Here is a 26,397-nt window from a genome sequence, read left to right as displayed (position 1 = left end):
TGTCGGGGGCTTGATTTCTCGCACGGTACCAATTGCCAAGTCCAGAGTCTTGGTTTTACCGTTTGGGAAAGTGTGTCGTGCGTTGATGCCATAGACGATCTTATCGGTCAGCGCTTGCTCACGAAGCACATCACATGCAGCTAGCAAATCTTCAACGAGGTATGCGCAAAGCGCATTGGAGTGAGCGTCGCTACGCGGATGATATCGATACTTCTGGCGATAGAACTTGTCCACATGAGTGTGGGTGGACATCCAGCTTGCAATCTGTTCCGGCGCGCTCATTCATGCCCTCCTTGGCAACAGGGATGGGCATAATCCAAAAGCAGGGTGGGCTGGTCAAGACCGGTTGGTCTACCCATAATTCAACCGCGCCGGCGTCCCACGCTGAATCGGCACGTCGAACAGACGTGGCCCGTCGGCCGACAGCCCGGCCTTCACCTTGGCCGCCAGTTCATCCGGATCGGTGATGCGTTCGGCCTGCACGCCGAGCGACTGGGCCAGACCGATGAAATCGACCTCCGGTTCGACAAGGTCCATGCCCAGGAACCTTCCAGCCTTTGCTTCCGGCAGGCCGAGTCCCTGGGCGCCGATCTTCAGAATCTGGTACTGCGCGTTGTTCGCGATGACGAACGTCACCGGCAGCTTGTAGTGGGCCGCGGTCCATAGACCCTGGATGCCATACATGGCCGCCCCTTCGCCCAGGATCGCCAGCACCGGCCGCTCGGGCCACGCCAGCTTCACGCCGATCGCGCAGCCCAAGCCCCAACCGAGCGCCCAACCACGGTGGCCGAAGTAACCCGTCGTGTTCTTCAAAGCACCCAAACGCTCGAACATCGTGTTCGTCGACGTAACCGCCTCTTCGATCACTGCCACGTCGGGCGGAAGAATTCCGGCCAACGCCGACATCATCGTTATGGACGAAAGAGGACGCATCGCGCGCTCTTCCACAGCCTTCGCGCGTATCGCCTCCTGCGTCTTGCGCTGCACCTCGCCGTGCATGGCAATCCGTTTCTTCGCCGCTTCGACCGCCGCCGGCTTCATCCGCTCGGCGAGCAGCGTATCGAGCTCGGCCAGTCCCATCTTCGTATCCCCCAGCAGCCCGACTTCGACCGGATAGTTCTTGCCGATCTGCCACTGATCTTCGTCGAGATGAACGATCTTCGACGCGATTGGCAGCGCCCGCGGCGGCTCGTGGTAGACATACTGCCGCAGCAGATCCATGCCGGCGACGAATAGCACGTCGTACTCGGCCAGCCGCGCGTTCACCTCCGGAGACCAGAGCGGCAGCCCCAGCACGGACAGCGGATGATCGGCCGGGAAGCTGAGCCGGCCGTGCGTCGTGCCCGACTCGGAGATTACCGGCGCCCCGAGACGCTCGGCCACGCGAACCAGCTCCGCCACGGCGTCACGCTCGACGACGCGGCTACCGACCAGGATCGCCGGGTTCTTCGCCCCGGCCAGCACGTCGGCCGCGCGGGCCAGCGCCTCGACGGGGGGCCGCGTACGAGTATTAAGCAGCGCCGGCATCGTCAGTTCCAACTCCGCTTCCTCGGACATGATGTCCATCGGCAGCGAGAGAAAGACGGGGCCCGTCGGCGGTGTCAGGGCGGTCTGCACGGCGCGGCGCAGCGCGGAGGGCAGATCTTGCACGCGATTCACCTCGACGGCCCATTTGGTCCAGGGGCGCGCCACGCTCACCATGTCGGACCAGAGGATCGGCTCCTCGAAGCTCAATCGCCGATCGGTCTGACCGGCGGTGATCAGCAGCGGCGTGCCCGCGCGGTAGGCGTTGTAGATCATGCCCATCGCGTTCCCCAACCCACAACTGATGTGCAGGTTGACGAACCCTACTCCGCGCGAGGCCTGCGAGTAGCCGTCGGCCATGCCGACCACGGGTACTTCCTGCAAACCCAGGATGTACTTGATCCGCGTGTCCTGCAGCATCGCATCCATCAGCGGCAATTCCGTCGTGCCGGGATTGCCGAACAAATAGCGGACCCCCGCGGCATGGAGCATCTCGAGCAGGGCAAAGCTTCCGTTCATAATGTGACTATAAGCTCCAGGCTAAAGGCGGTCGGCGCGGGGGACGATCGGGCCTCAGTCTATGGCATGCGCGTAGCGTCTTGCTAGCGTCACGTGAGGACTCGATGAAGGCCCCTCGTCAGATGCCGGAACGATTTCGTAGAATGCGTGGGTGAACCCCGCCTCGCCGCCTGCCTCTACCTCGCGTCACGATCCCTTTGTGGTGGCGGTTGTCTGTGGCCTGCTGTCGGCCATCTTCTACACGGCCACCAACGTCTTTCTGCGCCAGGTGGCCGAGACACGCGACCCCGCCTGGGTGGGCTGCGTCAAATCGTTGCCGGTGGTCCTCGTGGCCACGATCGTCCTCGCGCGACGGCGCCTGCGGGGCGAGCACGTCTTGCCCACCTGGCGCGTGCTCGGGCTGCTCGTCGGCACCGGTCTCATCGTGCAGATCGTGGGCAATGTGCTCAACCAATGGGCGCTCGGGCAAGTCGGCATGACGGTCACGGTCCCCCTGACCCTGGGGGCGATCATCGTCTCCGGGGTCGTCATGGGACGTGTCTTTCTGGGAGAACCGATCTCGCCGCGGGCAGTCGTTTCGCTCGCCGTGCTCGTCCTGTCCATTCTCGTGCTTAGCGTCGGCACCGAGCGCGCCGAGGTCGGGACGACGTCGCTCGGCGCCACGCCCACCCAATCGAGTGTCGCACTGGGAGTGCTGGCCGCCTGCATCTCGGGGCTCGCCTACGCCACCAGCCACGTCACCATTCGCCGCGTCTCGGGCGGAAACACCCCCATGGCGGCCGCGCTCGGGGTGATCGCCTTCACCGGCACCGTAACGCTCGGCGCGATCACGCTCGGCGTCGTGGGCTGGGAAGAAATCCGCGCCACGACCCGCGCCGATCTTTTCTCGATGGTCATGGCGGGCATGTGCAACGCCGCCGCCTTCTTCTCGCTCGGCAAGAGCCTGCAGGTCCTCTCGATGGCCTACGTGAATGCCTTCAATGCCTCGCAGACCGCCATGTCGGCCATGGCCGGGGTGCTCGTTTTCGGCGAGGCCTTCACGCCTACCCTGGCCGTGGGAGTCCTCCTCACCATCGCCGGCCTGCTCGTCATGCGCACCTCGAACCCCCGGCACGAAGAGGTCGGCATGCCGGTCGAGCCGCTCGACGAATGATTCTGCTGAGAAAAGCTCGCGCGGAGGCGCGGAGTAAAACGCGGAGCGGGCCGAAAGAGGTTGGTAACGCGGGGCTCGGAATCCGGTTGCGGTCGTTCTAACTCGTTCTCCTCGTTGCGGTTCTGAACTCGCTTCTCGGTTGCGTCGGTTTCCCTCAAGTTTTTCTGCGGAATCGTTCCAAGATTCACGCGCCGATCGCGACTAACCCTTACGGCCAATTAGTTACCGCCTCGCGGTGGCCGCCGAAGGACCCTCGCAGACCCGTCGTGAGCGCAGCAGAAAGGACCGTGGATCATGATCAAGAAGGCCATCTACGCCGGTGTGGGAGTATCACTCCTGGGACTATTTCTCTTTGGCCGAGACGCCGCCAGTTACGTCGGCACCTCGATCGGTTGGGTCAAGGATTCGGTCAAGGAGGCGGTGCCGATCGAGTTCGAGATCGAGCGCGCCCGCAAGTTGGTTCGCGACATCGTGCCCGACATTCGCAAGAACATGCACGTCATCGCCCGCGAAGAGGTCGAGATCGAGCGGCTCGCCGAGCAGATCGGCAAGGCCGAGCAGACGCAAACGGCCGACCGCGAGAACATCCTGCGTCTGAAGAACGATCTAGGCACGCAGCAGGTGTCGTTCAGCTACTCGGGACGCAACTATTCGCGCGACCAGGTGAAGGTCGACCTGGCGAATCGCTTCGAGCGTTTCAAGACCCGCGACGCCACGTTGGCCAGCCTGCGCGAGATGCACAACGCCCGCGTCGCTAGCCTCGACGCGGCCCGGCAAAAGCTCGACGGCATGTTGGCCTCGAAGCGGCAGCTCGAAGTCGAGGTGCAGAACCTCGAGGCCCGTCTGAAGCTGGTCGAAGCCGCCCAGACCACGAGCAGCGCCACCTTCGACGACAGCCGCCTGAGCCGTGCCAAGGATCTGATCGCCGAGCTGCGTAGCCGGTTGGACGTGGCCGAGCGTCTGGTCGACAGCGAAGGCGCCTACCAGGGGGAGATTCAGCTCAACCAACAGGTGCCGGACGAGATCGTCGACGAGGTGACCGAGTACTTCGAGGCCGGCAGCCAGGATGTCCCGCAGGAAAAGGTCGCCCAAGCGAAAGCGGCGTAGGGACGGCGACTGGCCGATGGCACTGCTGGGCCAGCCAGCAGTGCCTGTCGGGTAGGTGGACATTGCTCGAATGTTTTTGTAGGTCAGGTACCCCGTACCTGACAAACTATCGAGTTGGCCATGTCGAACGCTGTCAGGTACGGGGTACCTGACCTGCAAGGGGCAACAGTGCCACTCGGCGTATGAACGTTGCCAATGGTGAGACTCTCCCCATGTTTCAGGCCTGGCGAATTCAACTGCGTGAAGCGGAGCTGGCGTTCGCCGCCGGCCGGCTCGAAGAAGCGCATTCGATTCTCGGTCGCGAGGGGCTGGACGAGTTTCACCAGGCGCAAAAGCTACGCCACCGGATCGCGGAGCGCATGGTCGATCGCGGCGCCGATCTGGCCGCCAAGGGAGAGACGCAAGCCGGCTGGCGCGATCTCGAACGAGGGGCCCAACTCGGCGCCGACACCAGGCACGTTGCCACCGTCAGACGCTCGCTCATCGAGCGCCTGCTGGGCGAGGTCGAAAATCTGCTCCGGCTCGGCCATACCGAGCAGGCACTCCATCGGCTCGAAGAGCTCGCCGCCCGGCATGCCCTGACGCGCGAAGCAAGGGCCTTGGATACGGTCGTGCGCCGCGTGGCGAACGCCGAGCGATTCATGCGCCGGGGCAAGTTCTCGCAGGCCGAGGCGGAGTGGCTGGCCGCGATCGCGCTGCGGCCCGACCTGACCACGTTGGAAGAGCGTCGTCGAGCCTGTAGCCTGAAGGCGACAGAACTGCGACGCTTGTCGCAGCGGCTGCACGAGGGGATGGCCGCCGCCAACTGGAGCGATGTCCTCGCCACCGCCGAGCAGTTGCTCGTGCTCTCTCCCGGCGATGCCCCGGCTCGCGAGGCCCGCCGCCGCGCATGGTCGGCCGTCGGGACCAGGCTGGCCGATTCGGCGATGATCGGTCCACGCCTGGCGGCCGCTCGAGTAACCTTGCCCGGACCGCGCCAGGCTTCGCCACCGGTAGCCATCATGAACAACTCGCAGCCAGGCCATGCCCCGTCAGGAAAAGCCGGCGCAAGATTTTTGATGTGGGTCGATTCCGTCGGCGGCTTCCTCGTCTGCGATGGGGACGAAGTTACCCTCGGGCAGCCGATCGCCGGACAGCAGGTCGAGATTCCCCTGCTCGGCGATCTCTCGGGCCGCCACGCCATCATTCGTCGTGACGGCGAGGGATACCTGCTCGAGGCACTGCGGCCGACGCGCGTCTCGGGGCGACCGGTCGAAGGAGCCGCCCTGCTCACCGACGGCGCCACGATCGAGCTGGGCGAGGGGGTTGTGCTGCGATTTCGCCGACCCCACCCGCTGAGCTCGACGGCGCGGATCGAATTTGTAAGCCGGCACCGCACGCAGCCGGCGGCCGACGCCGTGATCCTGTTGGGCGAATCTTGTGTCCTGGGACCATCGTCCAAGGCCCACATCACCTGTCGCGATTGGACCCAAGACGTGGTGCTCGTGCGACAGGGGAACGAATTGTACTGCCAGAGCTCGGGAGCCTTTGCCGTCGATGGCGTTGAGCAGAGCGAGCGGGTCGAGATCGGACGCTCGTCGCAGATCACGGGCGAGGATTTCGCCATCAGTCTGGAACCTTTGTAAGAATCGTCCGACGGGAGCGAATGAGTACGGAGACGGCCGTCTGCGGCAGGGCCGGCCCGCGGCGTGCCGGGCGAAAGCCATCGGTACGGCGACCTCGAAGCTGGCCCACTGGGCACGAGTTACGAACAGAATCGGCTGAGAAGCAGGCACGAAAAGCGAGAGCAAGATGTTCCGTGGTTGTGGGGGGCCCAGTAGGCAGCCTCGTTCCGCATGGCAGGCCGGTCCAACCAAGCTGGATTCGGCCCCCGGAAATGGTGCCCACGTTGGGCTACTCGATCCTGGACAGATGGAAGAACCAACAGCTACGCTAGAACAAAGCGGTGCCAAACCCATGAACCTGCGAGCCACCGAAGCGGAAGAGATCCGCGAGCCGCGAGGCGGCCCTATGAAGTTCACCTACACGAGCGGTTCTCGTCCGCTCGATGGTTACACGATCAAACGCGGCATCGGTCGGGGGGGCTTCGGCGAAGTCTATTACGCCGTGAGCGACGCCGGCAAAGAGGTGGCGCTCAAGCTCATTCGACGCAACCTCGATGTCGAGCTGCGCGGCGTCACCCACTGCCTCAACCTGCGCCATCCGCACCTGCTGGCCCTCTACGACATCAAGGTCGACGACCAGGACGACACCTGGGTCGTCATGGAATATGTCCGGGGCGAACAGCTCGAGGATTGCGTGACACGTCATCCCGAGGGGTTGCCCCTCGACGAAGCGCTCGCCTGGATTCACGGCGTCGGCGCCGGCGTGGCTTACCTGCACGATCAGGGCATCGTCCACCGCGATCTCAAGCCCGGCAACGTCTTTAACGACGACGGCATCGTCAAGATCGGCGACTACGGCTTGTCGAAGTTCATCTCGTCGAGCCGCCGCAGCGGACAGACCGAAAGTGTCGGTACGGTCCACTACATGGCGCCCGAAGTGGCCAACGGCCGTTACGGCAAGGAAATCGATATCTACGCCTTGGGCGTGATGCTGTACGAGGTGCTGACCGGTCGTGTGCCGTTCGATGGGGAAAGCGTCGGCGAAGTGCTCATGAAGCATCTCACCGCGCAGCCCGACTTGAGCCGCCTCGCCGAGCCTTATCGTACGGTAGTCGCCAGCGCGCTCGAGAAGGATCCCGCCAAGCGGGCTCAATCGGTGGCAGAGCTGCTCGCGCGATTGCCGCAGCCTGCTTCGGCGCCGCGCGTCTTCACGGCCGTTGCGTCGGCCTTGTCTCCCCGCCCAGCGGCCGAAACGGCCATGTACGATCGCCCTACCCCCGCGCCCTTCATGGCGGTGGCCGGGCACGGCGAGACCGCCTATGCCGGCGCCATTCCCCCGGCGGCTTCCCCCGCGGCCAGGCACGCGCCGACGATGCACGTCGACGAGCGCGACCCCATCGCGCGGGGACTCGGCCGCGTGTGGACCGACCTGCGCACGGGTTGGCAGGATCTCAACCTACCGATCTGGGCGCGCGTGCTGTGCTACGTCTTGGGATCGATCATGCTCGTGGCGACGATGGGTCTTTGGGCGCCTCTGCTCATCCTGTCGTTGCTGATCTACTGCATCTATGCCGTGGTTCTGTCGGCGATCTCGCCGAACCCACCGCGCTTGCCGGCGACGGCCGAGCTGCATCATCCCGATGTGAGCCCGTCTCCCCCCCCGCCCCCTGTTCCGCCGCTCTCGCCGGGTGCGCAGGCCGCGGCTCAAGTGCGCCGCGAAGAGTTTCGCAAGTATTCGCGCCGCGTGCGCGGCGAATCGCAAGCGGTCGCGTTCCTCCCCCTTTCGGCGCGCGATCGCTTTACCGAGCTGACCGGTTCGATGCTGGGGGGGGCAGCCGCCGCTTCGGCCATCAGCCTGCTGTTGCTGCTGATGACCGGCAGCCTGCGTCCCGACTTGTTTGCCTGGTTGGCGATCGTCTCGACGATCGGCACCTGGGGTATTCAGATTGCCGCCAAGAGTTGGGAAGGAACGCGCGTCGAGGTCCTGCCACGCCGCTTCGTCTTGCTGGTGGTAGGGCTGGCGCTCGGCACCGTGGCTTATGGCGTACACAGCGCCTTGTTGATCGATCTGCCTTACTCGACGACGACCGATATCATTGCCCCGCAGCATGGCCCCTTGTCCGCCAGCGAATCGGCCAACACGATTCGCGAGTCGCTCTTCGACGAGCAGGGTGCGCCCCGCCTGACGGCCTATCTCGCCTACTTCGGCTTGCTCTTTCCCGTGCTCCGCTGGTGGGAGCTGGCCGATCCGCAACGCCGTACCCGTCTGCAATTGTGGAACGCCTTCGGCTGCGGGCTGTGGGCCTTTGTCCTGAGCCTCTTCTGGCAGTTTCCGAGCGGCGCGGGCATGGCCGTGGCGTTCACCATCGCGTGCAGCGTGCAGTTGGCCAGTCCCTGGGTGAATCGACGCCTGCGCCGCGCGCAGCGCTCGACTTAGGGGGGAAGGATCAATGACACCACTTCTGGCGCAAATGGGGCCTTCGCTGGCAGGTATGCTTTGCTTTCTGGTTGCCGCCATGATCTTCTTTGCCGGGTCGATTGGCGTGATCGTGCTCCTCTGCACGCGCTTGGGGCGGCGAGCACTAACCATCTGCGCACTCTTCGTAGTGGTGGCGTTTGTGGCGGTCGGCGTATTGCGGTTTCACGGTGCCTTCCGCCATGCGACAGCGCAACGCGCAGCCGCCGAGGCCGATCAGCGGACCGTCGCCGATCGCATCCGCGCCGAGATCGAGGCACGCCTCGGCGGCGACGCGCTCCAGCAGACCGCCGGCCCGCGCCCCGATCACGTCACGCTCGAAATTCGCTGGCATGCCGACAAGCTGCCAGAACTCCGCGCGAATCCCGGCGCCATCGTGTCGGCGGTCACCAGCATACTGACAGCCGTGGACGACACGACGAACGAGGAGACAGATCTCGCTGACGTGCCACTGACGCATTTGCTCGACCTGCGAATCTCTCTCGACGACGACCACAAGTTCCCCCTGGGCGAGGTGGCGCAGGTGGGGCGGCGCCGCCAGGTGGGCGTGGCCCGGCCCGAAGACACGATTCACCTGAGAATCGAAGGTCTTGACGCAAGTCAGGCCAAAAAGCTCATGCACGACGCGACGGCCTTGCTCGAGCGTGCCGTGGCCGCGGCCGACGACCCGCTGCGGACGTTGGTCAACATCGATCGCGACGAGGACTCCCAAGGATTCGCCCTTCGCATTCCTGCCCGCGAGGTACGCCAGGTAGCGGCGAGACTCATGCTGCCCGTAGGCTTGGATACGCCAGTGCAACAGGAGGGCAAGGCCACGAAGAGTGAAAGTGTCGCTGAGCCGGCCGATGAGCTTGCCGCGGCGGAACCCGTCGCCGCCGAGAAACCCCTGTCACCGGAACCGGCAACCCCACAGCCGCCCCCTCGGCCGGTCCAGCCACAACTCGTCGCGACGCCCTCCGTCGCGCGCGACACGTCGTCTGGCCAGCGCGCCAAGCCCGCCTGGGTCGCCAACGGCAAGGAAGAAGAACGGCTCCCCAACGGCGTCTATCGCATCGCCGCCCGGTCGGGACCTTATAGCTCGACCGAGGAATGCTTTGCCGAGGCCCCCACCCTGGTGCGGGGGATTGTCCACCGATACGTCGCCCGACTGTATGGCAACCGCGCGGCCGAGGAGATGCAGGTGCCGGGCATCTGGATCGAGTCGGCGCTCGTCAAGGATCAGTGGATCGGTGAAGTCGAGAGCGTCACCCTCGGCACCACGATGTACGAAATGCACGTGCTCGTCGAGTTTGACGACATGGCGCGACGTGAGCTTGCCGGCATGTGGCACCAGACGCAACTCGAACGGCGCTTGACGATGACCGGCGCCGCCTCGGGGCTGGTGTTGCTCCTGTTGGGAACCACGTTCGGCTATCTCAAGCTCGATACGGCCACACGCGGCTTTTACAGCGGACGGCTCAAACTGGCGGCGGGCGCGATCGTGGCCGGCGCGGGACTGGCGCTCTTCCAGATGTTGCGCATGGTATAGTAAGGTCGCCGCGCGGTCGCGTCAGGTGCCGGGCGGAACCCCACGCGTGGTGCCAAGTTGAATGCTCCTTCGCAATACGAACGTCTCTTGATCGATCGCATCCGCGCGGGCGAACCCGATGCGTGGAGCGAGTTGATCGCGCGCTACGAGGGGCGCCTGCTGGCCTTCGTCGAGAGTCGTTTGCGTCGGCGTGCCTCGAGCGAGGATGTCGTCCAGGAGGCCTTCATCGGCTTTCTCACGAGCCTGCCGAATTACGACGGCGGACGGCCGCTGGAAACCTACCTCTTCAGCATTGCCGCCCACAAGCTGACCGACCACCTGAGACGCGAGGGCCGCCGGCCCACCGTGCCGCTATCGTCGGGGCGAGGGGGAGAAAGCGACTGGGATCTCCCAGGCTCGGAGCGTGCCGCCAGCAGCATAATGCGCAGCGGCGAGCGGCGCCGGCTGGAAGAAAAGGCGCTCACGGCGGCCCTGGCCGAGAACATCGCCCGTTGGCGCGAGCGCGGCGATTGGGAAAAAATCCAATGCGCCGAGCTGCTTTTTGTGCGCGGCCTGCCCAACAAAGAGGCCGCCGCGCGCTTGAGTATTTCGGAGCAGACCGTCGCCAACCACAAGTTCGATCTGCTGGCAAAACTACGCGCCGCCGTCCGCAAGCAGGGCCTGCCGCAAGATGTCTTTCCGGAACTACGCGAGGCGGCGGTTTAAGAACCAGGCAGCTCACGGACGGAAGCAATGCACTACAGCGATACCGATCTCGAAGGTTATCTCGACGAAGCCTTGCCGGCCGAGGAAATGGCGCGCATCGAGCATGCCGTGCGGAGCGACGCTTCCCTCGTCGGACGGCTGACCGAGCTCCACGCTCGGCGCGATGCCGGCATGCATACGTTGGGGGGCATTTGGCGGCGGCATCGCCTCACGTGTCCAGCGCGCGAGCAATTGGGCGGCTTCCTGCTCGGCACGCTCGATCGTGGCACGACGAGCTATGTGAAGTTCCACGTCGAGGTGGTCGGCTGCCGACTCTGCCAGGCAAATGTCGAAGACCTGCGCAATCAACAGCAGGAAGCCGCCGACGCCATCGAGACGCGCCGCCGCAAATATTTCCAGTCGAGCGCGGGTTATCTCCGCGGCAAGTAGACTCTTCACTCGCTGTTCCTTGGAGCAGACAAGTGGCACAGGCCGCCGGCCTGTGGAGAGTTGCTCAAAGCACAGGCTAGCAGTCCGTGACACGTTGTTGGCTACGGTCGTCTCGGCGAGGCCTCTTGGCAGTCGCACGATTCTGCTTCGCCGATTCCGGCTTGGGTTTCTTCACTTCATCGGGGGCCAGCTCGAAACGCAAGCGATAGGCCCGATAGCCGGCGTCGAGCTGCTCGGCGTAGATGGCGTCGATCTCGGCGCGCAGGGCCCGGGCGTTGTCGAAGCCGTCGAGCACCGCGTCCTCGTCGGTCAGCTCGTCGAGGGCCACTTCGTCCACGGCGCGGATCCAGATATATCCTACGCCCGGGATGTAGCTGCGCTGGCCGGCGCGCACGCGGCGCACTTTCCACAGGCGAATGGTTTGCGTCTTGCGCCCCGCGCGAATCGCGTCGAGAAACTTCTTCTTGAAAAGCAACATGAGCATGCCGGCGCAGCGAGTTCGCCGTGCATGCGCGGCACGCCCCCGTGGCCCACGCGCATGCTCGGCGAGGGTGCGTCAGCATAGTGCCGCGTGCGCGGCGAGGTCAAATCGGCGACTGGACCAGCGCCGTATCTCCGGGATACGATACAGGCATGTCGTACGAATCCACTTCCTCGCAGGGCTACGAAGCCGGGCGTCCGCCGGGCGATCCAGGGTCGCCGCGCGGCAAGAGCAGCCTGCGCGAACGGTTCGCCACGTTCGTCTGGCCACGTCTCAAGCCCCGCCTGTGGCAGACCTGGCTGAATCTGCAGATCTGGCTCCCCTTTCTGCAGAATCCCAATGCCCGGGCAAGGCAGATCATCTATTGGGGACGCGAGCATCGCGAGGGGCACGCCTGGCGCATCGGGCTGCCGGCAGTCTGTTGGTACTGCGGCCGGGGCGAGGGGCTACGCAGCCGCGAGTACGACGTCGAGGTCCGCTCGTTCGAATACGCCCTGCAGATCGGCGCCGCGACCGCGGGCTTTTCGCTATTCTTCTTGCTGATCGCCTATTGGCGCGGATCGTGGTGGTTTCTCTTGTTCGCCCTGATCACCGCGCTGGCGGGAGTCGGCATGTTATTTCTCAAGAGTTGGCACGAACGGGTCCGCCTGGTGATGTGGTCCTGTCCCGATCATGCCGCGGCGATGTTGCGTCCCGATCTGGTAGTCGACGAGAATCAACTACACATGGTCATGCCGACCGAGACGCTGGCCGGCGCCGCACAGGAAGAACTGAACGCCGAACGCCGCCGCCTCGCCGCGCAAAAGGGTGCAGGCGGCGGCAGCGGGTCCTCGGGCGGAACGAGTTGGAGCACGCCCCCTTCGCGCAGCGCCGAGGCAGGGCCGGTACCTCTGGCAAACGACGCCCCCCCCGCCTACAAGCCGGTCTACAACACGCCCAACGCCCCCGAGTTGCCCCCCATCAAGCTCTTTGGCGAGGACGACGAAGAGGAGCAGAAGTAGCCGGGATGAGTTTCTCACACGGCGCGGAGCCGACACGAGTTCGCAAGAACTTGGGGCAGAAAGTGGCACAGGCCGCTGGCCTGTGTTACTGCACGGCAATTTCTAAGCCTTAAGCCATGTTCTCGGCAAACTGCCGGAACAGGTAATGGCTATCGTGCGGCCCGGCCGACGATTCGGGGTGGTACTGCACGCAGAAGGCGGGCAGTTCCCGGTGACGCAGTCCTTCGATCGTGTTGTCGTTCAGATTGCGATGCGTGATCTCGAGCGTCTTCGGCAGCGACTCCTCGTCGACCGCGAAGCCGTGATTCTGCGAGGTGATCTCCACGCGATCCGAGTCGAGGTTGAGCACCGGCTGGTTGGCCCCTCGATGGCCGAACTTGAGCTTGTAGGTCTTGGCGCCGCAGGCCAGGGCCAGAAGCTGATGCCCCAGGCAGATGCCGAAGACGGGCGTCTTGTTCTCGAGCACGCCGCGGATCGTTTTGATGGCGTAGTCGAGCGGTTCCGGATCGCCGGGGCCATTGGAGAGAAACACGCCATCGGGTTTCAACGCCAACACATCCTGTGCTGAGGCCGTCCCCGGCAGCACCGTGACGCGGCAACCCAGGTCGTGCAGATGCCGGCCGATGTTCCACTTCATGCCGTAGTCGAGGGCGACGACGTGCTTGCCCCGCGCGATCCCATGTTGGCTGTTCGACTGCGAGGGATTCTCGAGCGTCGTCCAGGGACTCAACTCTTCCGACCATTCGCGCGGCTGGTGGGGAATCACCTCGCGGATCAAGTCGCGGCCTACCAGCCCGGGGCTTGCCTTCGCCTTGGCCACTAGGCTCGCGTCATCCAGATCGCGCGTCGACAAGATGCCCTTCATCGCCCCCACGATACGCAGCCGGCGGACGAGGGCCCGGGTATCGATGTTGCTGATGCCGACGATGTCGTGGCGAGCCAGATACTCGTCGAGCGTGCCATTGGCACGGAAATTACTCGCAATTCGACTCAACTCGCGGACGACGAAACCCGCCAGGTGCGGCTTGCCACTCTCGACGTCTTCGGCATTGACGCCGTAGTTGCCGATCTCGGGGTAAGTCATACAGACGATCTGGCCGCGGTAACTTGGGTCGGTGAGGATTTCCTGGTAGCCGGTCATCGAGGTGTTAAAGCACACCTCGCCGTCCACCTCGCCTTCGGCGCCGAAGCCGATTCCCGTGAAAACCGTTCCATCTTCTAACGCAAGCTTGGCGATGCGCGTCATCTGGCGAACCTGGATGTTGGCGGTGAACCCTGGCTGGGCGTGTAGGGTATCTGAGACTTTGACGATTGCGACCGACGCGTGTGCGCGCCAGTCGATCGAGTCGGTACAGCTTCGCGCGCGGCCGGCGGTGAATTCCTCAGGCTGGGGGCGTGCCTCGGCGTTTCTGCCGCGCGTGGGAGGCACGGTACAAAGACGCCAGGTAAAGCAAGCTGACGATGCCCGTCAGACTCGTTCGACGCGGCACCATTCGACCGTGGGGCGGGAACCTAAAGTCGCAGGGACGGCGGCCCGATAGGGTTTTATAACGGCTGTGGGTCTCCGAAGTTGAACGCCGCAAGGCATTCGATTCGGACAGCCAAAGTGGCGAGGGTTCTTGTCCCGGCGAGCAAGAACCCTCGCTTTTTTTGTTTCGCGGGCGAGCCACGCTGGCGGCTCCGATGACCTTGGAACGCCCCCCTCTGTGCAACTTGAGGGGCGATTATAGCCGCCGCTGGCCATCTCGGCGAGCGGCCCCTTGTGCCCCTGGCGGCATGCCGTTACCGAGTCACGTTCGGATCGACGGCCACGTTGGGAGCCGGCGACGGAGCGGGGGGGGACGGCGGCTCCAACCCCAGGCAGCGACCGATCTGGCGGACCGCCTGACGCAGCCGGTTCTCGTTTTCCACGAGCGCCAGTCGCAAGTAGCCTTCGCCCGAGGGACCAAATCCGGCGCCGGGGCTCACCGCGACGTCCGCCTCTTCGAGCAGCTTCATGGCGAAGTCGATCGTCCCCATCCGCTGCATCCACACCTCCGGCACTTTGGCCCAGACGAACATCCCCGCGCGGGGCGGGGTGATGTCCCAACCGATACGGCGCAGACCTTCGCACAGCACGTCGCGACGACGCTGGTACAGCGCGGCCTGTGCCTCGACGCCGGCGTCCGTGTGACGCAGGGCCATGATCGCCGCCACTTGGATCGGCAGGAACATGCCGTAGTCGTAATAGGCCTTGATCGTCGAGAGGGCACGGATCATCTCGGCGTTGCCGGCGCAGAAGCCGACGCGCCAGCCCGCCATGTTGTAGCCCTTGCTCATCGTGGTGAATTCGACGCCGACGTCGCTCGCCCCGGGGGCGGCCAGGAAGCTGGGGGGCTTGTAGCCGTCAAAGGCGACGTCGCCATAGGCCATGTCGCTGATGACCATGAAGCCGTACTTCTTGGCCAGCTTCACCACCTCGACATAAAACTCCGGCTCGATCGTCACCGACGAAGGGTTGTGCGGGTAATTGACGATCAAGAGCTTCGGCCGCGGATAGAGCTTCTCGCACGTGTAGGCGATGTTCGAGAGAAACTTCTCGTTGTCCTTCACCTCGAGCGAGATCACATTGCCCCCCGCCAGCGCCACGGCATAAACGTGTACCGGGAAGGACGGGGCCGGCACGATGGCCGTATCCCCCGGACCCATCAGCGCCAGGCACAAGTGGCTGAAGCCTTCTTTCGAACCGAGGCAAGTCACGATCTCGCTCTCGGGATCGAGTCGCACGCCGTAGCGCTTGAGATACTTGCTCGCCACTTCGCGGCGCAGGTTCGGAATGCCGATCGAGTGGCTGTAGCCATGGTTGCGCGGGTCGCGGGCCGCCTCGGCCAGCTTTTCGATCACCAGATCCTGCGGCGGATCGGAGGGGTTCCCCATGCCCAGGTCGATCACGTCGGCGCCGGCCCGTCGCTTCTGATACTTGAGCGCGTTGATGCGGCCAAACAGGTAAGGGGGCAACCGCTTGACCCGATCGGCGACCGGGATCTCAAAGGGTTGCGGTAGCCGGGGAATCTCGTCGCGCGGTTGGTCTTGGCTCATCGGAAGCAAGGGGTAAGCATTGGGGGTCGGGGAGCGCTAACCCTTTAGGATATCCGGTTTTCGAGGGGGAACAAGCACGGCGCAGAACCGCCGAATGTCGGCCAGCCAGACACCGCGCACCCCCCGCAAGTTCGCGGCAGCTAAACCGATCGACAATGCTTCGGTCAAAAAACCCTTTGCCCTCCGCGTCTCCTCCTCACTTCGCGTCTCCGCGTGAGCTTTCAGATTTGAAGGTCGGCTCCACCTTGCCGTCGATGATCGCATCGAGCACCGCGGTCAGGTTATCGAGAAAGTCTCCCTGCATCCCCTGCGACTTGGCGAACTCGTCGAGCTGGGCGATCTCGAAATAGCTGCGCGGGCGGATATCGATCTGCCAGGCGGCCTTGGCCGAGGGAGACTGTTTGGCTGCCGTGTAGGCGGTGAAGAAGATCGTGCTGTCGATATCGGACTCGGCCAGCGTTTCCGGCGATTTGTACGGCCTCAGGTAGTTCAGCCGCGTCATGTATTCGCTGGTATTGAAGCTGTGCAACTCGACTTGATCGCCGTTCACGCGCGCACGCACGAAAAACAACTCGTAGTGCGGCTCGAGAATCGGGTCACCTCCCGTCGGATTCGGCTTGGCGAGCGTATCGCGATTGATGCCGACGAAGGTGCGGAAGGCCTCGGCCGACGGCTTCTCGCCAGGGCCTACGAAGAGCCCCAATCCGCGACAGTCGCGGACCGAGTCTTCCATCAGCGCCGCGAATTCCTGGGCCCCGGGCTGGCCGTACGTGCCGATCGCGGCGAACGGCTTGTAGTAGAGATACACGTGGCCGGTCGATTGATCGCGGTGGACGCGGAGCTGGATGCTGATGTAATTGCCCCCGACCCGCGAGAGAATTCGCGACTTGCTCACCGAGGGGAGCTTTTCCTGATCCTCGGGGGTGAGCTGCATGCCGTAGCTCACCACGCCCAGTCGCGAATAATCGTAGGGGAGCTTCTTGGCGACTTTCTTCCCTTTTTCGGTGACGGTGACGTCGTATTCGGTCTTGCCGGCGAAGTCCTCGATTTCGAGCGGATCCCCCACGGCGACCTGGATCGAAGCCGCCTTGCTCGCCGCGTGTGCGGCGGCCAACTCCTCATGCGTCCGCGGCAGCTTCGTGATCGTCTTGGCGACCCAAAGCGGGGTATCGGCTGCCTGGGCCGGCGCGGACAGCAGCAGAACGAGCAGAAACCAGCAGACGCGGCGAGCGACAAACGGCATGACGTACACCCTGGGTGTGAACAATCGGCAAACGCAGCCAGGCGGGCAGCAGACGCTAGAGCCTGACATTTAACTTGGCCGGCACAGCCATGTCCAGAAAGACACCGGCTCGATTACCCGGTAGTCGCGGCCGGAGGCATCAATCTCGGTATTCGGCTCTCATGTGCAAGAAGGTGCCCATGTGCTGCAGCCCCTGGGCTGCGCAACGCCTTTTTTGAGGAGAAGTCGGAGTGAATGAGGTACGTCCACTCGAAATCCAGACAAATTCACGCGGCATGGCCAACAATTCTTCGGCATTCGCTTGCAGCCAGGATTTCAGCCACTGCAGCTTATTCAGAACAACCGTGATTTCTCGATCGCTGGCGGGATGCACCTCGACCCAATACACCACTTCGCTGTCCAGGTTCGCCGGTTGGTGGCCAATGGCGTAGTCCCAGCGTGGATCGTTCGGGCACGCTTTCGACAACGTGGTATCGATGTCGATGCTTCCCGTAAGGCGGCGTGGATCTTCCGTTCGAATGCAAGCACGGTCCGCAGCGGTCAGCGCCTGCAGGCCATCACAATACGCCGACTGCAATTGTGCCGATTGTTCAACAGCACTCTTGAAGATCACGATTGCCCCGCGTGGCTGTTTGCCACGGCTCGCGCCACGGCCGCATTCGCGCGACCGCTGAATTCCGCCAGTCCGCCCCAACTATCATCCGTTTCTTCGTTCGCTACGTCCAGGTCAGAGATGTCCTTCGTGCCGGCGATGGAAGAATCGAAGTAAAACACTCGAACGGAAGCGTCGAGGATCGCTTTCGCGATCTTCTGCATGGCCGGAGTTTCCGGCGCATCGAAAACCTCGAGCAAGGCCTTGGGCGACGCCCCATTCTCTTTCAGGTTTCGAAGTGTCCACATGGCTTCGAGAACTTGCGGCGAATGCGTGGAAAGGCACACGCGGTATCCCCGCATGATAAGTTCAAACACCAGGAGCAACACCACCGAGATCGCCCGCGGATGAAGCCCCATCTCCAATTCCTCGAGCACCACCCATTCGATATTTCCACGCCGCGAGACCTTCGTCGGCGGCATGAGCCAATAGAGGCCGAGCAGCAGCGGCACGAATTCTCGCTGGCCAGCCGACCATACCATGTAAGGGAGAGGTTCGCCGTTGGCGCCAAGCACGAGACGCTTCTGTGCGCGGAACTTGTCGACGTTGACACTGTATTTGGCAAAGATGGTCTGTTCCAACAACTCGCGAAATTCCGCTTTGAGGCGTCTCTCCTGCGGGAACAGCTTCTCACCGCCGCCAAACTCTCGCTCCACGAGCAGACGTAGTTTTTCGCTAAACTCGCGCACGGCGAAGGGATCGCCCGGCGAGTAGTCCGTAAAAGGGCGGGGCCATCCATCGCGGAGCGTCAGCACTCGTTGCGCCGGAATAAAAAAAACGGATTCTTCCTTGCTTCTTTGTTTCCGCCGAATCAGCTTCTGCATATCGACGGCTTCGCCATTCTTGGAAACGGCGCTGGTCCCCTCGCGCCAAATGGCATGCATGCCTTCGCCGAAGTAGATGTCAAAAAATGCAGACAACTGTCCCGACCAATCCAGACCATATCGTGTGAGCTCTCGCTGGATGTGTCCCGTGTCGAGGAGCAGCTTCAGAAATTGCAGCGAAATGCTCTTGCCCGTTGCCTGTGGGCCAACCAGCACGGTGAGATCTCCGAACTTGAGATCCGCCTCTCCAATCTGCCCGATGTTTTGAAGTCTCAAATGCACGAGTGTTCTCTATCATTCCAGGCAGGCGGCGTAAAAATACCTGATGGTTGGGGGGCGTACCTCTCGCAGCCAAGATGTCCGTGTCATCCGGTCATCCAAGTATAGGCGACGCTCGGACGCAAGTCGCTTAAAGCGGTGGCAGGTTGCTGAGAAAATCGCCCAACGCCTCGAAGTATTCCGGCGGATGCAAATCGTTGTGCTGAAAGCCTTCGAGCGTGAGAAATTGCTTCGGTTCGTGCGCCTGCTCGAACAGCTTCCTCCCCAACGCATAGGGCACGATCGTGTCGATGTCGCCGTGGCTTTGCAGCAATGGGCCATGAAATCGCCCAATCTTCGCGGCCGAATCAAGCCGATTGCGCATGAGCATGCTTGCCGGCAGCCAGCCAAAATGAAACTTGGCGACATCGACAAGCGAAGTGAACGTGTTCTGCAATACGAGGGCGCGGGCGCCGTCGTGGGCCGCCAGATCGACCATCACGCCGCCGCCGAGCGATGTTCCCATCAACACGATATCTTGTTCCCTCACGCCGGCACGCTCGGCGAGCCACGCCCGGGCCGCACGCGCATCCTGCAGCACGCCCACTTCATTGGGCGAACCGGCGCTGCGACCATAGCCGCGATAGTCGAAGATCATGACCGAGGCCCCCGCGCGAGCGTGGATCTGGCGCAAGTCTTCGGCCCAGCCCGTCAGGTTGCCGCCGTTGCCATGCGCGAAGAGAATCACCGCGCGGGGACTCGGATGTGGGACGTACCAGCCATGCAGCTTCGTGCCGTCGGCGGCCTCGAACCAGGCGTCCTCGAATTCGAGCCCCAGCGGGTTCCAATCTCCCGTGGGATACTTCGCCGGAAAGTAGACGAGCGAGTTTTCGAAAAAGGAAAACAACACGACCACCGTAAGCAGGACGACGGCAAAGAACAGGACTGCGCGACCAGGCGAGCCCTTTCGAACCTGCGTTCGCGGCGACGGCACGTCGTCGTTCCAGGTGCTGACCATCTCCCACCTGCCGACGACGCCTGAACGGGACTCTCGCTGCGCCGCTACGATCGACGGTTATTGTAGCAGCGCCCGCCCCGCTAGGAACTTGGCCGAAGGCACGCGCGGCGACGCGCTACTCGTAGAGAATACCGAGCACGTCGAGTGCTCGGATCGCGCGCCGCGGATCGCGGATCTCTTCTCCGTCGATGCACTGTCGCCAGACATTCAGGGCGTGCCGCAGATACTGCTCGCGAGATTCGCCCACGCCGTGGGCGCCGAGCTTCTGCAAAAGTGCCGGCCAGAGCTGACGCAAGGCCATCAATGCCGCCGGGTTGCCGGCGATGGCCTCGAAGACGGTGTCGTCGAGCGTTTCCAGTTCGTGCTGAATGTCTGGATGGGCCGCTCCCAGCACTTCGGCGGGTAAGTTTTCCCACATGCGCAACGTGGCCGCCGCCGTGCCCTCGAAGCGACGATGTGCCCCGTCCGCTCGCCGTCCGCCCGAGGACTCCTCGTCGTCGGCCTCGTGGTTCGTCGGCAACGGAATGCTGACGATCCCCTGCTCGTCGCGCGATCTCGAGCCGAACGTTCGGCCACTCGAGGACGAATCGCCGGCAGGGCGTCCCTGCTCGTCCGCGTCATCCCCCGAGGCCCCCGACATCTGCGCCATCAGGCGGCGTCCGAGACTGTTGAGGCCTTCCAGGTCAAGTTCTGGCCGTGGTTGGGCGAGCTGCCCGCCGAACCAGGCCATCTTGCGGCGTTCGAGCGCGGCATCGACGAAGCAGGCCCAGCCGTCGCGCGCTTCGAACTCGCGCGGCGGGTCGCCCGAGAGATCGAGCACGCGCAGGTCGTAGCGCCGTTCGAGACGCCGCGCCTCGGCCTTGGCCGGCGGAAGGCAAATCAGCCGGAAGGGGCGTCGCGGCGAATAACGCAGACCCGTCGAGAAGCTGAATTCCGCGCGGCACTCGGTGGGCAGGCAGTGAATCAGCCCCTGCACGACGCGCTGGCCGTTGTTGCCTACCATGAGCCCCAGGCGCGGCTCTTCGACGAGCGCCTGCACCAGCGTCGAGAGCCAGGTGCTACCCGGGTCGTCTGCCAATTGCCCCACGAGCGCCTGATCGAACGGCGCTGCGCGCCCGACGAGCCGAATGGGCGTCAACCGCGCGGGCACGGGATTGTGGACGCGCAGCGAACCCTGCGCGATCACGGCACGCAACAAGGCGAACGGATTGTTCGAGAAGCGGGCCAGCAATTCCGGGTTTACAAGCAGGCATTGCGTGTAGATCTGCGGTCCGCGCCGGCCGCTGTACTCGGCGCCCGCCGGCGTCGTGCGCGAAACGCAATAAGCGCCGCTGGGCAGGCGGTGAAAGTTCACGCTCGAGGCGTCTGCTCCCTCTTCCCAGAGCGAATCGTGCGACGGCCCCCAGTTCGACAATTCCTGGGCGTCGACGTCGCGCACGCCGGGGCTGGTGCTGACCAGGCGATAACCGCTCGACCAGTCGGTCTGCGCCGAGGTAAAGACTGCTTGTTCGATGAGCATGGCGTGTACACTCGCTCCGTGGCCGACGATGCCTACTTCAGCCGGCCGATGAGCCAATCGAAGGGTTCGATGATGCCGCGCGGTTCGACACGCAACGGAACGCGCACGTGCCCGTCGCCGCGCTGGTAGCGGACCGCGCACGCGCCGGCCACTCCCGACGCAAAGAACGCGTGGTCCTTGAATCGCTCGCGACAGTGCTGCCACAGCCCCGGCGTGTGGGCCTGCGCGAACGAGGCCGCATCGAGAAACGGCTCTTCGCGCTGGTCCGCCTTGCTGAAGATCATCGCCACCGGGCGATTGCGCCAGCCGGTGCGCGGATCGTCATCGAGCTCGTTCAGGTAGCTCAACAGCTTCATCGTGAAGTAGTCCTGATCTTGCGTGCCGTCGTAGAGCTTCATCGTGTCGATCAGGATCATCACGCCCGAGCACTTCTCGAGAAAGGCGCGAATGACCGGATACGAGCGCGGGTGATCCACCTCCTCGAACAGCGCTTCCCCCGCCATGTCGGGCATGATCAACTCGACCGGGTTGCGGCGCTTGGGCACGCGCACCTGGCAGTGGACCCAGTTCCAGCGATCGGGCTCGTTCGGGGTCTTGTGGGGGAACTCGCTCCGCGCGAGCGCCCCGATCGTGAGCTGTTGCAGCGAGATCGAGAAGGCCCCACGCGCCAGCATCTGCATGCCGCTCGCCTGGCGCGAGAGCATGTCGATCAGCATGCCGAGAAAGACCGTCTTGCCGGCGCCGCTGGCGCCGATCGCGGCGATCATCTGCGGGCCGACCTTCTGGCTATTGGCCTGATGCGCCAGCGCCATCGGTGCAAAGCAGTGTCGGCAAAGTTCGGCATCGTAGGTGTTGCCTTCGTCGCAGACGTAGCAAGGCACCTGCACGGCGTAAGACGCCAGCCGGTACGAATCCATCGGGAGCGTGCCTTCTCTGGTCATGTCACGCAAGCCTCAGGGGTGTGGGCAGCGAATGCCGTCTCTTCGTCCGCGTCCGGCTCGCGGGGTTCGCTCGCGCGCGGGGCGCCGGCGAGCGCCAAATCACAAACACTGACGGCGCAACGGAAGCCGATGTTGTGCTTCCGCGCCACCGGGTCCTCGCCGCTCTGGAACTGACAAGTCGCCTGATTGTCGAAATAGGTGTCGAACGCTCCGCCACGAATGCACTTGACCGGCGTGGCCAGAACCAGCCCACCGCCGGGATAGCACCACTCGCCAAAGTTGCCGGTGGTCCATTCCCAGACATTGCCAATCAGTTGATGGACGCCACCGACGCTGACCCCCTCGGAGAAATCGTAGACGGAAACCACTTTGTTCGGACCCGAGCCCCACAGGTTGGCCCGCTTGCGATCGAGCGTATCGCCCCAGGGATAACGGCGCTGAGGACGCTTGCTCGCAGTGAGCTGCACCGGCCACGATCCGGCCTTCTCCCACTCCGGATCGGTCGGCAATCGCTTGCCGATCCAGCGCGCGTACGCCGCCGCCTCATACCAGCAGATGCCCATGACCGGGTGGTCTTCGGCGCCGGGCTCGTGTCGGCCGTTTTTCCAGTAACGTGGACCGGGAACCCCCGTCTGGTCGACGAACTCGAGCACGCCCGGCCAGATGTCGGGCTCCCAGATGGCCATTTGCTCGTAACCCCCCGCCGAGACAAACGCCTGATACTGGCGATTCGTCACCGGGTAGCGGTCGAGATAGAAACGCTCGACGCGCACGATCGTGCCGTGGCAGCGCGGCAGATCACGCACATCCTCCTCGAATTGCTCGTGGGGTTCGCCCACCTGGCCGACGATCAACTCTCCCTCGGGCACCAGCGCCATCGACTCGAACAGCGAGACCCGTGCTCGTTCGTACTGACTCTCGGTCAGGTTCGGCACGATCTCGGGCCGCAGCAAGAGCGCGTAGCGTCCTTGGGCCAACATCAATTCCACCAGCCCCATGGTGTCGGCGGGGGCATCGGACGTCTCGGGCTGCGGCTCGGCCACGATCGTCGGCGTGGGAACGATCACGACGGTCCGGCGCGTGCGCGGCGCCCAGCCCATGGCCCGCAACATGGCGTAGCAGAGCCCCGAGGCGCCCAGACCGAAGCTGTAGTAGTCCTGTCGCAGCAGTCCGACGGCGATGCCTACCAGGCTGACGATACCGATCAACCAGGCAAACTTGTTGTTCTTGAAGGCTTGCATCGCGATGTTCGCTTGTTCGTGTTCCCGAGGAGAAATCGACGCGACGGATTTCCTACGCTACGTGTGAATTGGCGCGACGCTGTGCGCGATCGCGCTGGAGTTGTTCGAACTGCGCCATCACCGAGTCCAGTACGGGATCGGCCGGCGGAGCCGGCGCCGGACGAGTTGGGGGCTGCGGCGCGGGCGCCGCCGCAGCAGCGGCCGGCGCATAACTCGGTGGCGACGCATAGCCCTGCTGGGGATACGCCGGCGGGTATGCGGCAGCAGGCGGAGGAGCCTGGGGCTGCACCATCGTTTGCGTCTCCATGGCGCGGCGCAACTGTCGCAATTCGCCGGCCCACTGGGCCCGCTCTTCCGCAATCCGCCGCTTGTCCTCGGCCGATGCCTCGAGCAACTCGGCCGCGCGATTGCGCACGGTTTCCAGCTCCAGCTCGAGCGACATCCGTTCTTGTTCCAACTCGACCACCTGGTGACGCAACGCCTCGTCGGCCGGATTGCGCCCGTCGGCCGTTTGCTCGCGAAGATCGAGAATCTCGGCCCGCAGATCAGCAATCACGGCTCGCGCGTCAGCTAGATCGATGGCGGTGCCCGCCATGCGCGCCGCTTGGGCTCGTGCCGCGTCGAGCTCGGCCCGCAAGGCACTGCGTTCTTGTTCCAATTCGAAAGCACGCTGCTCGAGCGCGGCATGATCGCCAGCCGCCGCCGCGGCGAGATGCGTCTGCTGACGCGTCAACTCGGCGCGCGATTCGTCGAGCGTCTCGCGCATTTGCGTCAATTCGACCTTCATCGTCGTGGCGCGAACTTCTACTTCCGCCAGCCGCGCGACCTCGTTGCGGGCCGCGGCCAGATCAGTCTCTAACTGGCTCCGCTCGCGCTGCAGCTCCGTCACGCGCTCGCGTTGCGATTGCTCGAGCGTGCGCCGCTCGCTGTCGCTCGACGCGCGAAGTTGCGAGAATTGTTCCTGCACGGCGGCCAACTGGGCCGCGAGTTGCTCGCGCTCGCGCATCTCGTCGGGGAGTCGCGCCGCTTCCACTCGCAGCGTGGCAAGCTGTTCTTCCGCGGCCACGCGAGCAGCCTCGGCTTCTTCCAGCCGGCAACGCAGTTCGCTCTCCGACTGCTTGCGCTCCTGCTGCAATTGCTTGCGCACGCGCTCCACTTCGCTACGCGCCTTCTTCAGATCGGCAGCCAACGACTGGCTGTCGCTGGCCGCCGTGGAAAGATCCTGGAGCTCGTGGCGGGCTTCGGCCAGTTCGTCGGCCAGCTTACCGCGCGCGTCCTCCGCCGTGCTGAGCTGTGACCGCAGCTCGTCCGCCAGTTCGTCGCGCGCGGCGGCGCGAGTTTCTTCCTCGCGGGCGAACCGCGCGCGATTCTCTTGCAACTCGGCTTCGGCCGCGGCCACGCGGGCCGCCGTTTCGGCCAGGCGGGCCGCTTGTTGGCGGGCCGCTTCCTCGGTCGCCGTTCCCTCGGCACGGCGGCGCTCGATGTCTTCCAGTTGCCGGCGAAGCTCTTCCTCGGTCGCCTCGCGAACCGTCTCCCACTCTTTCCGCTCGGCCAGGTAAGATTCGCGATCGCGCTCGAATTCCTCGCGCGAGTGCTTCAACTCCGACTCGAGCTCGGCCAGCTTCGCGTACCGGGTGGCCAGGGCCGCCTCGCGTTCGTGCAACTCGTCGTTGCGCGTGTCGAGCGCGGCGGCACGCTCGGCGATGGCCCCTTGCTCGCGCGAGAGCTGCACGCGCAGTTCGACGATCTCGCGCTCCCGCCGCGATAGCCCGTCGCGCAGCCGCTCGAGCGTCGCCCATTCGTCGGCGAAAAAAGTCTCGATCTCGTGATCCGCCGCGCGCAGGGCCTCCAACGAGGCCGCAATCGGCTTCCAGCTATCGCGTTCGGTGAGGAGAGGAGCAGTCACGCGGGCGTTGATTCAGTGGAAAGTGGTTCGGGACGATATTCCCGCCCCCTACGTGCCGCACGGCGCAACGTGATCTCGCGCGCCACCGCGCAGCCGCACACGGGCGGACATGCCTTTCGCGTCAGACGAACGAACTCTCAGCGGCCGAGCGGCCAATGGGTACGACGTGTCGTCGAGAATGCTGCGAGCACGGGTGAAGGGACCGAGACGCCAGCCAAGCGTGAAGCCGGCCAGTGCCAAGGGAACATGCACTCGGTACGCATCCTTGACTGGACAACCCTACGTCAGCACCTGGGGGGAGGCAAATCGAGATGATGTGCCGCGATCGGGGGGAAGGTGTTTGCCCGTCACGACTTCCGCCACGGGCCGAAAAAATCCACCTCCGAAGTCGATAATTGAACGCTTCGCCCCGCCGCCAGAAGGACATTTCCGCCGGCTTTTTTCTCGCAAATAGCAAGGTGGGGGTGCTGTAAGTAGCTGGGTATACGGGGGTTGCGGCGTTCCCGCGGCTGCCGCGGCCCCCTCGCCCCCTTGCACTGCGGGGCGAATATGCCATCCTTGACGCAGTCGCGCACCGGCTTAGTGCGTTGTTCACGAATGGAGTAGATGAAACGAGACGGAGGAGTGACGCGATGTCGAATCCCAAGAAACTCTTGCTCGCCGTGGCCGCGGCGTTCTTCCTGTGTACCGCCTCAAGCGAATCGGATGCCGCGGGATTATTCCGCCGCGCGCCGGTGAGTACGTTCATGCTGACGAGCGTGGCGACCACCTCGGGCAACGTGGGTGGCATCACCCCCGACTGCTGCGTGCCCGAGCCCCGTGCCTGCTGCCAAAGCGCCTGCTATCGTCCCTGCGTGCGCTACGTCGATCGTAGCTGCTGCCGCTCGTGCGATCCCTGTAACCCACCCGTCAAGCAGACACTGACCTACTGCGATCCCTGCACCGGCTGCAAGATGGCCATCAACGTGTGCATTCCGGCCTGCTGCACCGGCTGCCCACAGGTCTCCGAGCGCTGCACGATCATCGGCTGTGGCGCGGTTACCTACCAGTGGTGCTGCGGCTTCTCGGCCACGCTGCGTTTTGCCCGCTCGGGCGACGTCACCGTGATCTACCGCGGCTAAGAAACCAGATCATCAACAAAGCCCGGCGAGCCAGGTGGCACGCCGGGCTTTGTTTGTTTCTGGCGTGTC

Annotated in this window: 22 protein-coding genes; 9 read left to right on the top strand and 13 right to left on the bottom strand. The window is 64.2% G+C overall.

The features are described from left to right. Positions 1-282 (bottom strand): hypothetical protein (locus KF708_10685; GenBank protein MBX3413144.1); only part of this gene is annotated, 282 nt, incomplete at its 3' end. 69 nt (positions 283-351) lie between these two features. Next, positions 352-2,043 carry a hypothetical protein gene (locus KF708_10680; GenBank protein MBX3413143.1) on the bottom strand — a complete coding sequence of 564 codons (1,692 nt, stop codon included), beginning with the start codon at positions 2,041-2,043 and terminating at the stop codon, positions 352-354. A gap of 151 nt (positions 2,044-2,194) precedes the next feature. On the opposite strand from KF708_10680, the gene KF708_10675 reads away from it, so the two are divergent. The 7 genes from KF708_10675 to KF708_10645 all read left to right on the top strand — a co-directional run bounded on the left by KF708_10675 (position 2,195) and on the right by KF708_10645 (position 11,045). Further along, on the top strand, positions 2,195-3,196 hold the full coding sequence (locus tag KF708_10675) for a DMT family transporter (protein MBX3413142.1): 1,002 nt from the start codon (positions 2,195-2,197) through the stop codon (positions 3,194-3,196). Positions 3,197-3,490: 294 nt separating this feature from the next. After that, the gene (locus tag KF708_10670; GenBank protein ID MBX3413141.1) at positions 3,491-4,303 is read left to right on the top strand and encodes a hypothetical protein; all 813 of its coding nucleotides are present in this window, start codon (positions 3,491-3,493) and stop codon (positions 4,301-4,303) included. A gap of 182 nt (positions 4,304-4,485) precedes the next feature. Continuing rightward, positions 4,486-5,928 carry an FHA domain-containing protein gene (locus tag KF708_10665; GenBank protein ID MBX3413140.1) on the top strand — a complete coding sequence of 481 codons (1,443 nt, stop codon included), beginning with the start codon at positions 4,486-4,488 and terminating at the stop codon, positions 5,926-5,928. 331 nt (positions 5,929-6,259) lie between these two features. Next, positions 6,260-8,344: a serine/threonine protein kinase gene (locus tag KF708_10660; GenBank protein ID MBX3413139.1), complete on the top strand. Its 2,085-nt coding sequence runs from the start codon at positions 6,260-6,262 to the stop codon at positions 8,342-8,344. 13 nt (positions 8,345-8,357) lie between these two features. After that, a complete protein-coding gene (locus KF708_10655; GenBank protein ID MBX3413138.1) occupies positions 8,358-9,911 on the top strand; it encodes a hypothetical protein in 1,554 nt (517 codons plus the stop codon). A 57-nt stretch (positions 9,912-9,968) separates the two neighbouring features. Continuing rightward, complete coding sequence (locus KF708_10650; protein MBX3413137.1) at positions 9,969-10,616, top strand: sigma-70 family RNA polymerase sigma factor; 648 nt, start codon at positions 9,969-9,971, stop codon at positions 10,614-10,616. A gap of 27 nt (positions 10,617-10,643) precedes the next feature. Next, a complete protein-coding gene (locus KF708_10645) occupies positions 10,644-11,045 on the top strand; it encodes a hypothetical protein (protein MBX3413136.1) in 402 nt (133 codons plus the stop codon). Positions 11,046-11,121: 76 nt separating this feature from the next. On the opposite strand, the gene KF708_10640 is transcribed toward KF708_10645, so the two are convergent. Then, on the bottom strand, positions 11,122-11,529 hold the full coding sequence (locus KF708_10640; GenBank protein ID MBX3413135.1) for an ASCH domain-containing protein: 408 nt from the start codon (positions 11,527-11,529) through the stop codon (positions 11,122-11,124). Positions 11,530-11,678: 149 nt separating this feature from the next. Between KF708_10640 and KF708_10635 the strand changes: the two genes are divergently transcribed. Then, entirely contained in the window at positions 11,679-12,527 is an 849-nt protein-coding gene (locus KF708_10635; protein MBX3413134.1) for a hypothetical protein, read from the top strand. 109 nt (positions 12,528-12,636) lie between these two features. Here KF708_10635 and carA read toward each other — a convergent pair whose 3' ends face one another. The 10 genes from carA to KF708_10585 all read right to left on the bottom strand — a co-directional run bounded on the left by carA (position 12,637) and on the right by KF708_10585 (position 25,207). Continuing rightward, positions 12,637-13,773 carry a glutamine-hydrolyzing carbamoyl-phosphate synthase small subunit gene (gene carA / locus KF708_10630; GenBank protein ID MBX3413133.1) on the bottom strand — a complete coding sequence of 379 codons (1,137 nt, stop codon included), beginning with the start codon at positions 13,771-13,773 and terminating at the stop codon, positions 12,637-12,639. 536 nt (positions 13,774-14,309) lie between these two features. Continuing rightward, complete coding sequence (locus tag KF708_10625) at positions 14,310-15,605, bottom strand: aminotransferase class I/II-fold pyridoxal phosphate-dependent enzyme (GenBank protein MBX3413132.1); 1,296 nt, start codon at positions 15,603-15,605, stop codon at positions 14,310-14,312. A 196-nt stretch (positions 15,606-15,801) separates the two neighbouring features. After that, positions 15,802-16,848, bottom strand: a complete 1,047-nt coding sequence (locus tag KF708_10620) for a hypothetical protein (GenBank protein MBX3413131.1) — start codon at positions 16,846-16,848, stop codon at positions 15,802-15,804. Between the two features lie 139 nt (positions 16,849-16,987). Beyond that, on the bottom strand, positions 16,988-17,461 hold the full coding sequence (locus KF708_10615) for a hypothetical protein (protein ID MBX3413130.1): 474 nt from the start codon (positions 17,459-17,461) through the stop codon (positions 16,988-16,990). Next, the gene (locus KF708_10610) at positions 17,458-18,606 is read right to left on the bottom strand and encodes an ATP-binding protein (protein ID MBX3413129.1); all 1,149 of its coding nucleotides are present in this window, start codon (positions 18,604-18,606) and stop codon (positions 17,458-17,460) included. The genes KF708_10615 and KF708_10610 overlap by 4 nt, the downstream gene beginning before the upstream one ends. Positions 18,607-18,733: 127 nt before the next feature. Continuing rightward, positions 18,734-19,489, bottom strand: a complete 756-nt coding sequence (locus KF708_10605; GenBank protein MBX3413128.1) for an alpha/beta hydrolase — start codon at positions 19,487-19,489, stop codon at positions 18,734-18,736. A gap of 226 nt (positions 19,490-19,715) precedes the next feature. Next, positions 19,716-21,119, bottom strand: coding sequence for a hypothetical protein (locus KF708_10600; protein ID MBX3413127.1), 1,404 nt, complete (start codon positions 21,117-21,119; stop codon positions 19,716-19,718). Between the two features lie 32 nt (positions 21,120-21,151). Beyond that, a complete protein-coding gene (locus KF708_10595; protein ID MBX3413126.1) occupies positions 21,152-22,060 on the bottom strand; it encodes a hypothetical protein in 909 nt (302 codons plus the stop codon). Beyond that, the gene (locus KF708_10590) at positions 22,057-23,301 is read right to left on the bottom strand and encodes a formylglycine-generating enzyme family protein (GenBank protein ID MBX3413125.1); all 1,245 of its coding nucleotides are present in this window, start codon (positions 23,299-23,301) and stop codon (positions 22,057-22,059) included. The genes KF708_10595 and KF708_10590 overlap by 4 nt, the downstream gene beginning before the upstream one ends. 52 nt (positions 23,302-23,353) lie before the next feature. Continuing rightward, complete coding sequence (locus tag KF708_10585; protein ID MBX3413124.1) at positions 23,354-25,207, bottom strand: hypothetical protein; 1,854 nt, start codon at positions 25,205-25,207, stop codon at positions 23,354-23,356. A gap of 632 nt (positions 25,208-25,839) precedes the next feature. Here KF708_10585 and KF708_10580 point away from each other — a divergent pair. Further along, the gene (locus KF708_10580) at positions 25,840-26,328 is read left to right on the top strand and encodes a hypothetical protein (GenBank protein ID MBX3413123.1); all 489 of its coding nucleotides are present in this window, start codon (positions 25,840-25,842) and stop codon (positions 26,326-26,328) included. Positions 26,329-26,397: the final 69 nt, after the last annotated feature.

The organism is Pirellulales bacterium (assembly GCA_019636335.1).
Lineage (GTDB): Bacteria > Planctomycetota > Planctomycetia > Pirellulales > JAEUIK01 > JAHBXR01.
This window is presented reverse-complemented; position numbering and strand designations above follow the sequence as displayed.

Bases quoted from the DNA above. Each gene is read 5' to 3' on its own strand.
- KF708_10680 (MBX3413143.1), bottom strand. From the start codon at position 2,043: ATGAACGGAAGCTTTGCCCTGCTCGAGATGCTCCATGCCGCGGGGGTC.
- KF708_10670 (MBX3413141.1), top strand. From the start codon at position 3,491: ATGATCAAGAAGGCCATCTACGCCGGTGTGGGAGTATCACTCCTGGGA.
- KF708_10665 (MBX3413140.1), top strand. From the start codon at position 4,486: ATGAACGTTGCCAATGGTGAGACTCTCCCCATGTTTCAGGCCTGGCGA.
- KF708_10660 (MBX3413139.1), top strand. From the start codon at position 6,260: ATGAACCTGCGAGCCACCGAAGCGGAAGAGATCCGCGAGCCGCGAGGC.
- KF708_10655 (MBX3413138.1), top strand. From the start codon at position 8,358: ATGACACCACTTCTGGCGCAAATGGGGCCTTCGCTGGCAGGTATGCTT.
- KF708_10645 (MBX3413136.1), top strand. From the start codon at position 10,644: ATGCACTACAGCGATACCGATCTCGAAGGTTATCTCGACGAAGCCTTG.
- KF708_10640 (MBX3413135.1), bottom strand. From the start codon at position 11,529: ATGCTCATGTTGCTTTTCAAGAAGAAGTTTCTCGACGCGATTCGCGCG.
- KF708_10635 (MBX3413134.1), top strand. From the start codon at position 11,679: ATGTCGTACGAATCCACTTCCTCGCAGGGCTACGAAGCCGGGCGTCCG.
- carA (MBX3413133.1), bottom strand. From the start codon at position 13,773: ATGACGCGCATCGCCAAGCTTGCGTTAGAAGATGGAACGGTTTTCACG.
- KF708_10625 (MBX3413132.1), bottom strand. From the start codon at position 15,605: ATGAGCCAAGACCAACCGCGCGACGAGATTCCCCGGCTACCGCAACCC.
- KF708_10620 (MBX3413131.1), bottom strand. From the start codon at position 16,848: ATGCCGTTTGTCGCTCGCCGCGTCTGCTGGTTTCTGCTCGTTCTGCTG.
- KF708_10600 (MBX3413127.1), bottom strand. From the start codon at position 21,119: ATGCTCATCGAACAAGCAGTCTTTACCTCGGCGCAGACCGACTGGTCG.
- KF708_10595 (MBX3413126.1), bottom strand. From the start codon at position 22,060: ATGACCAGAGAAGGCACGCTCCCGATGGATTCGTACCGGCTGGCGTCT.
- KF708_10590 (MBX3413125.1), bottom strand. From the start codon at position 23,301: ATGCAAGCCTTCAAGAACAACAAGTTTGCCTGGTTGATCGGTATCGTC.
- KF708_10580 (MBX3413123.1), top strand. From the start codon at position 25,840: ATGTCGAATCCCAAGAAACTCTTGCTCGCCGTGGCCGCGGCGTTCTTC.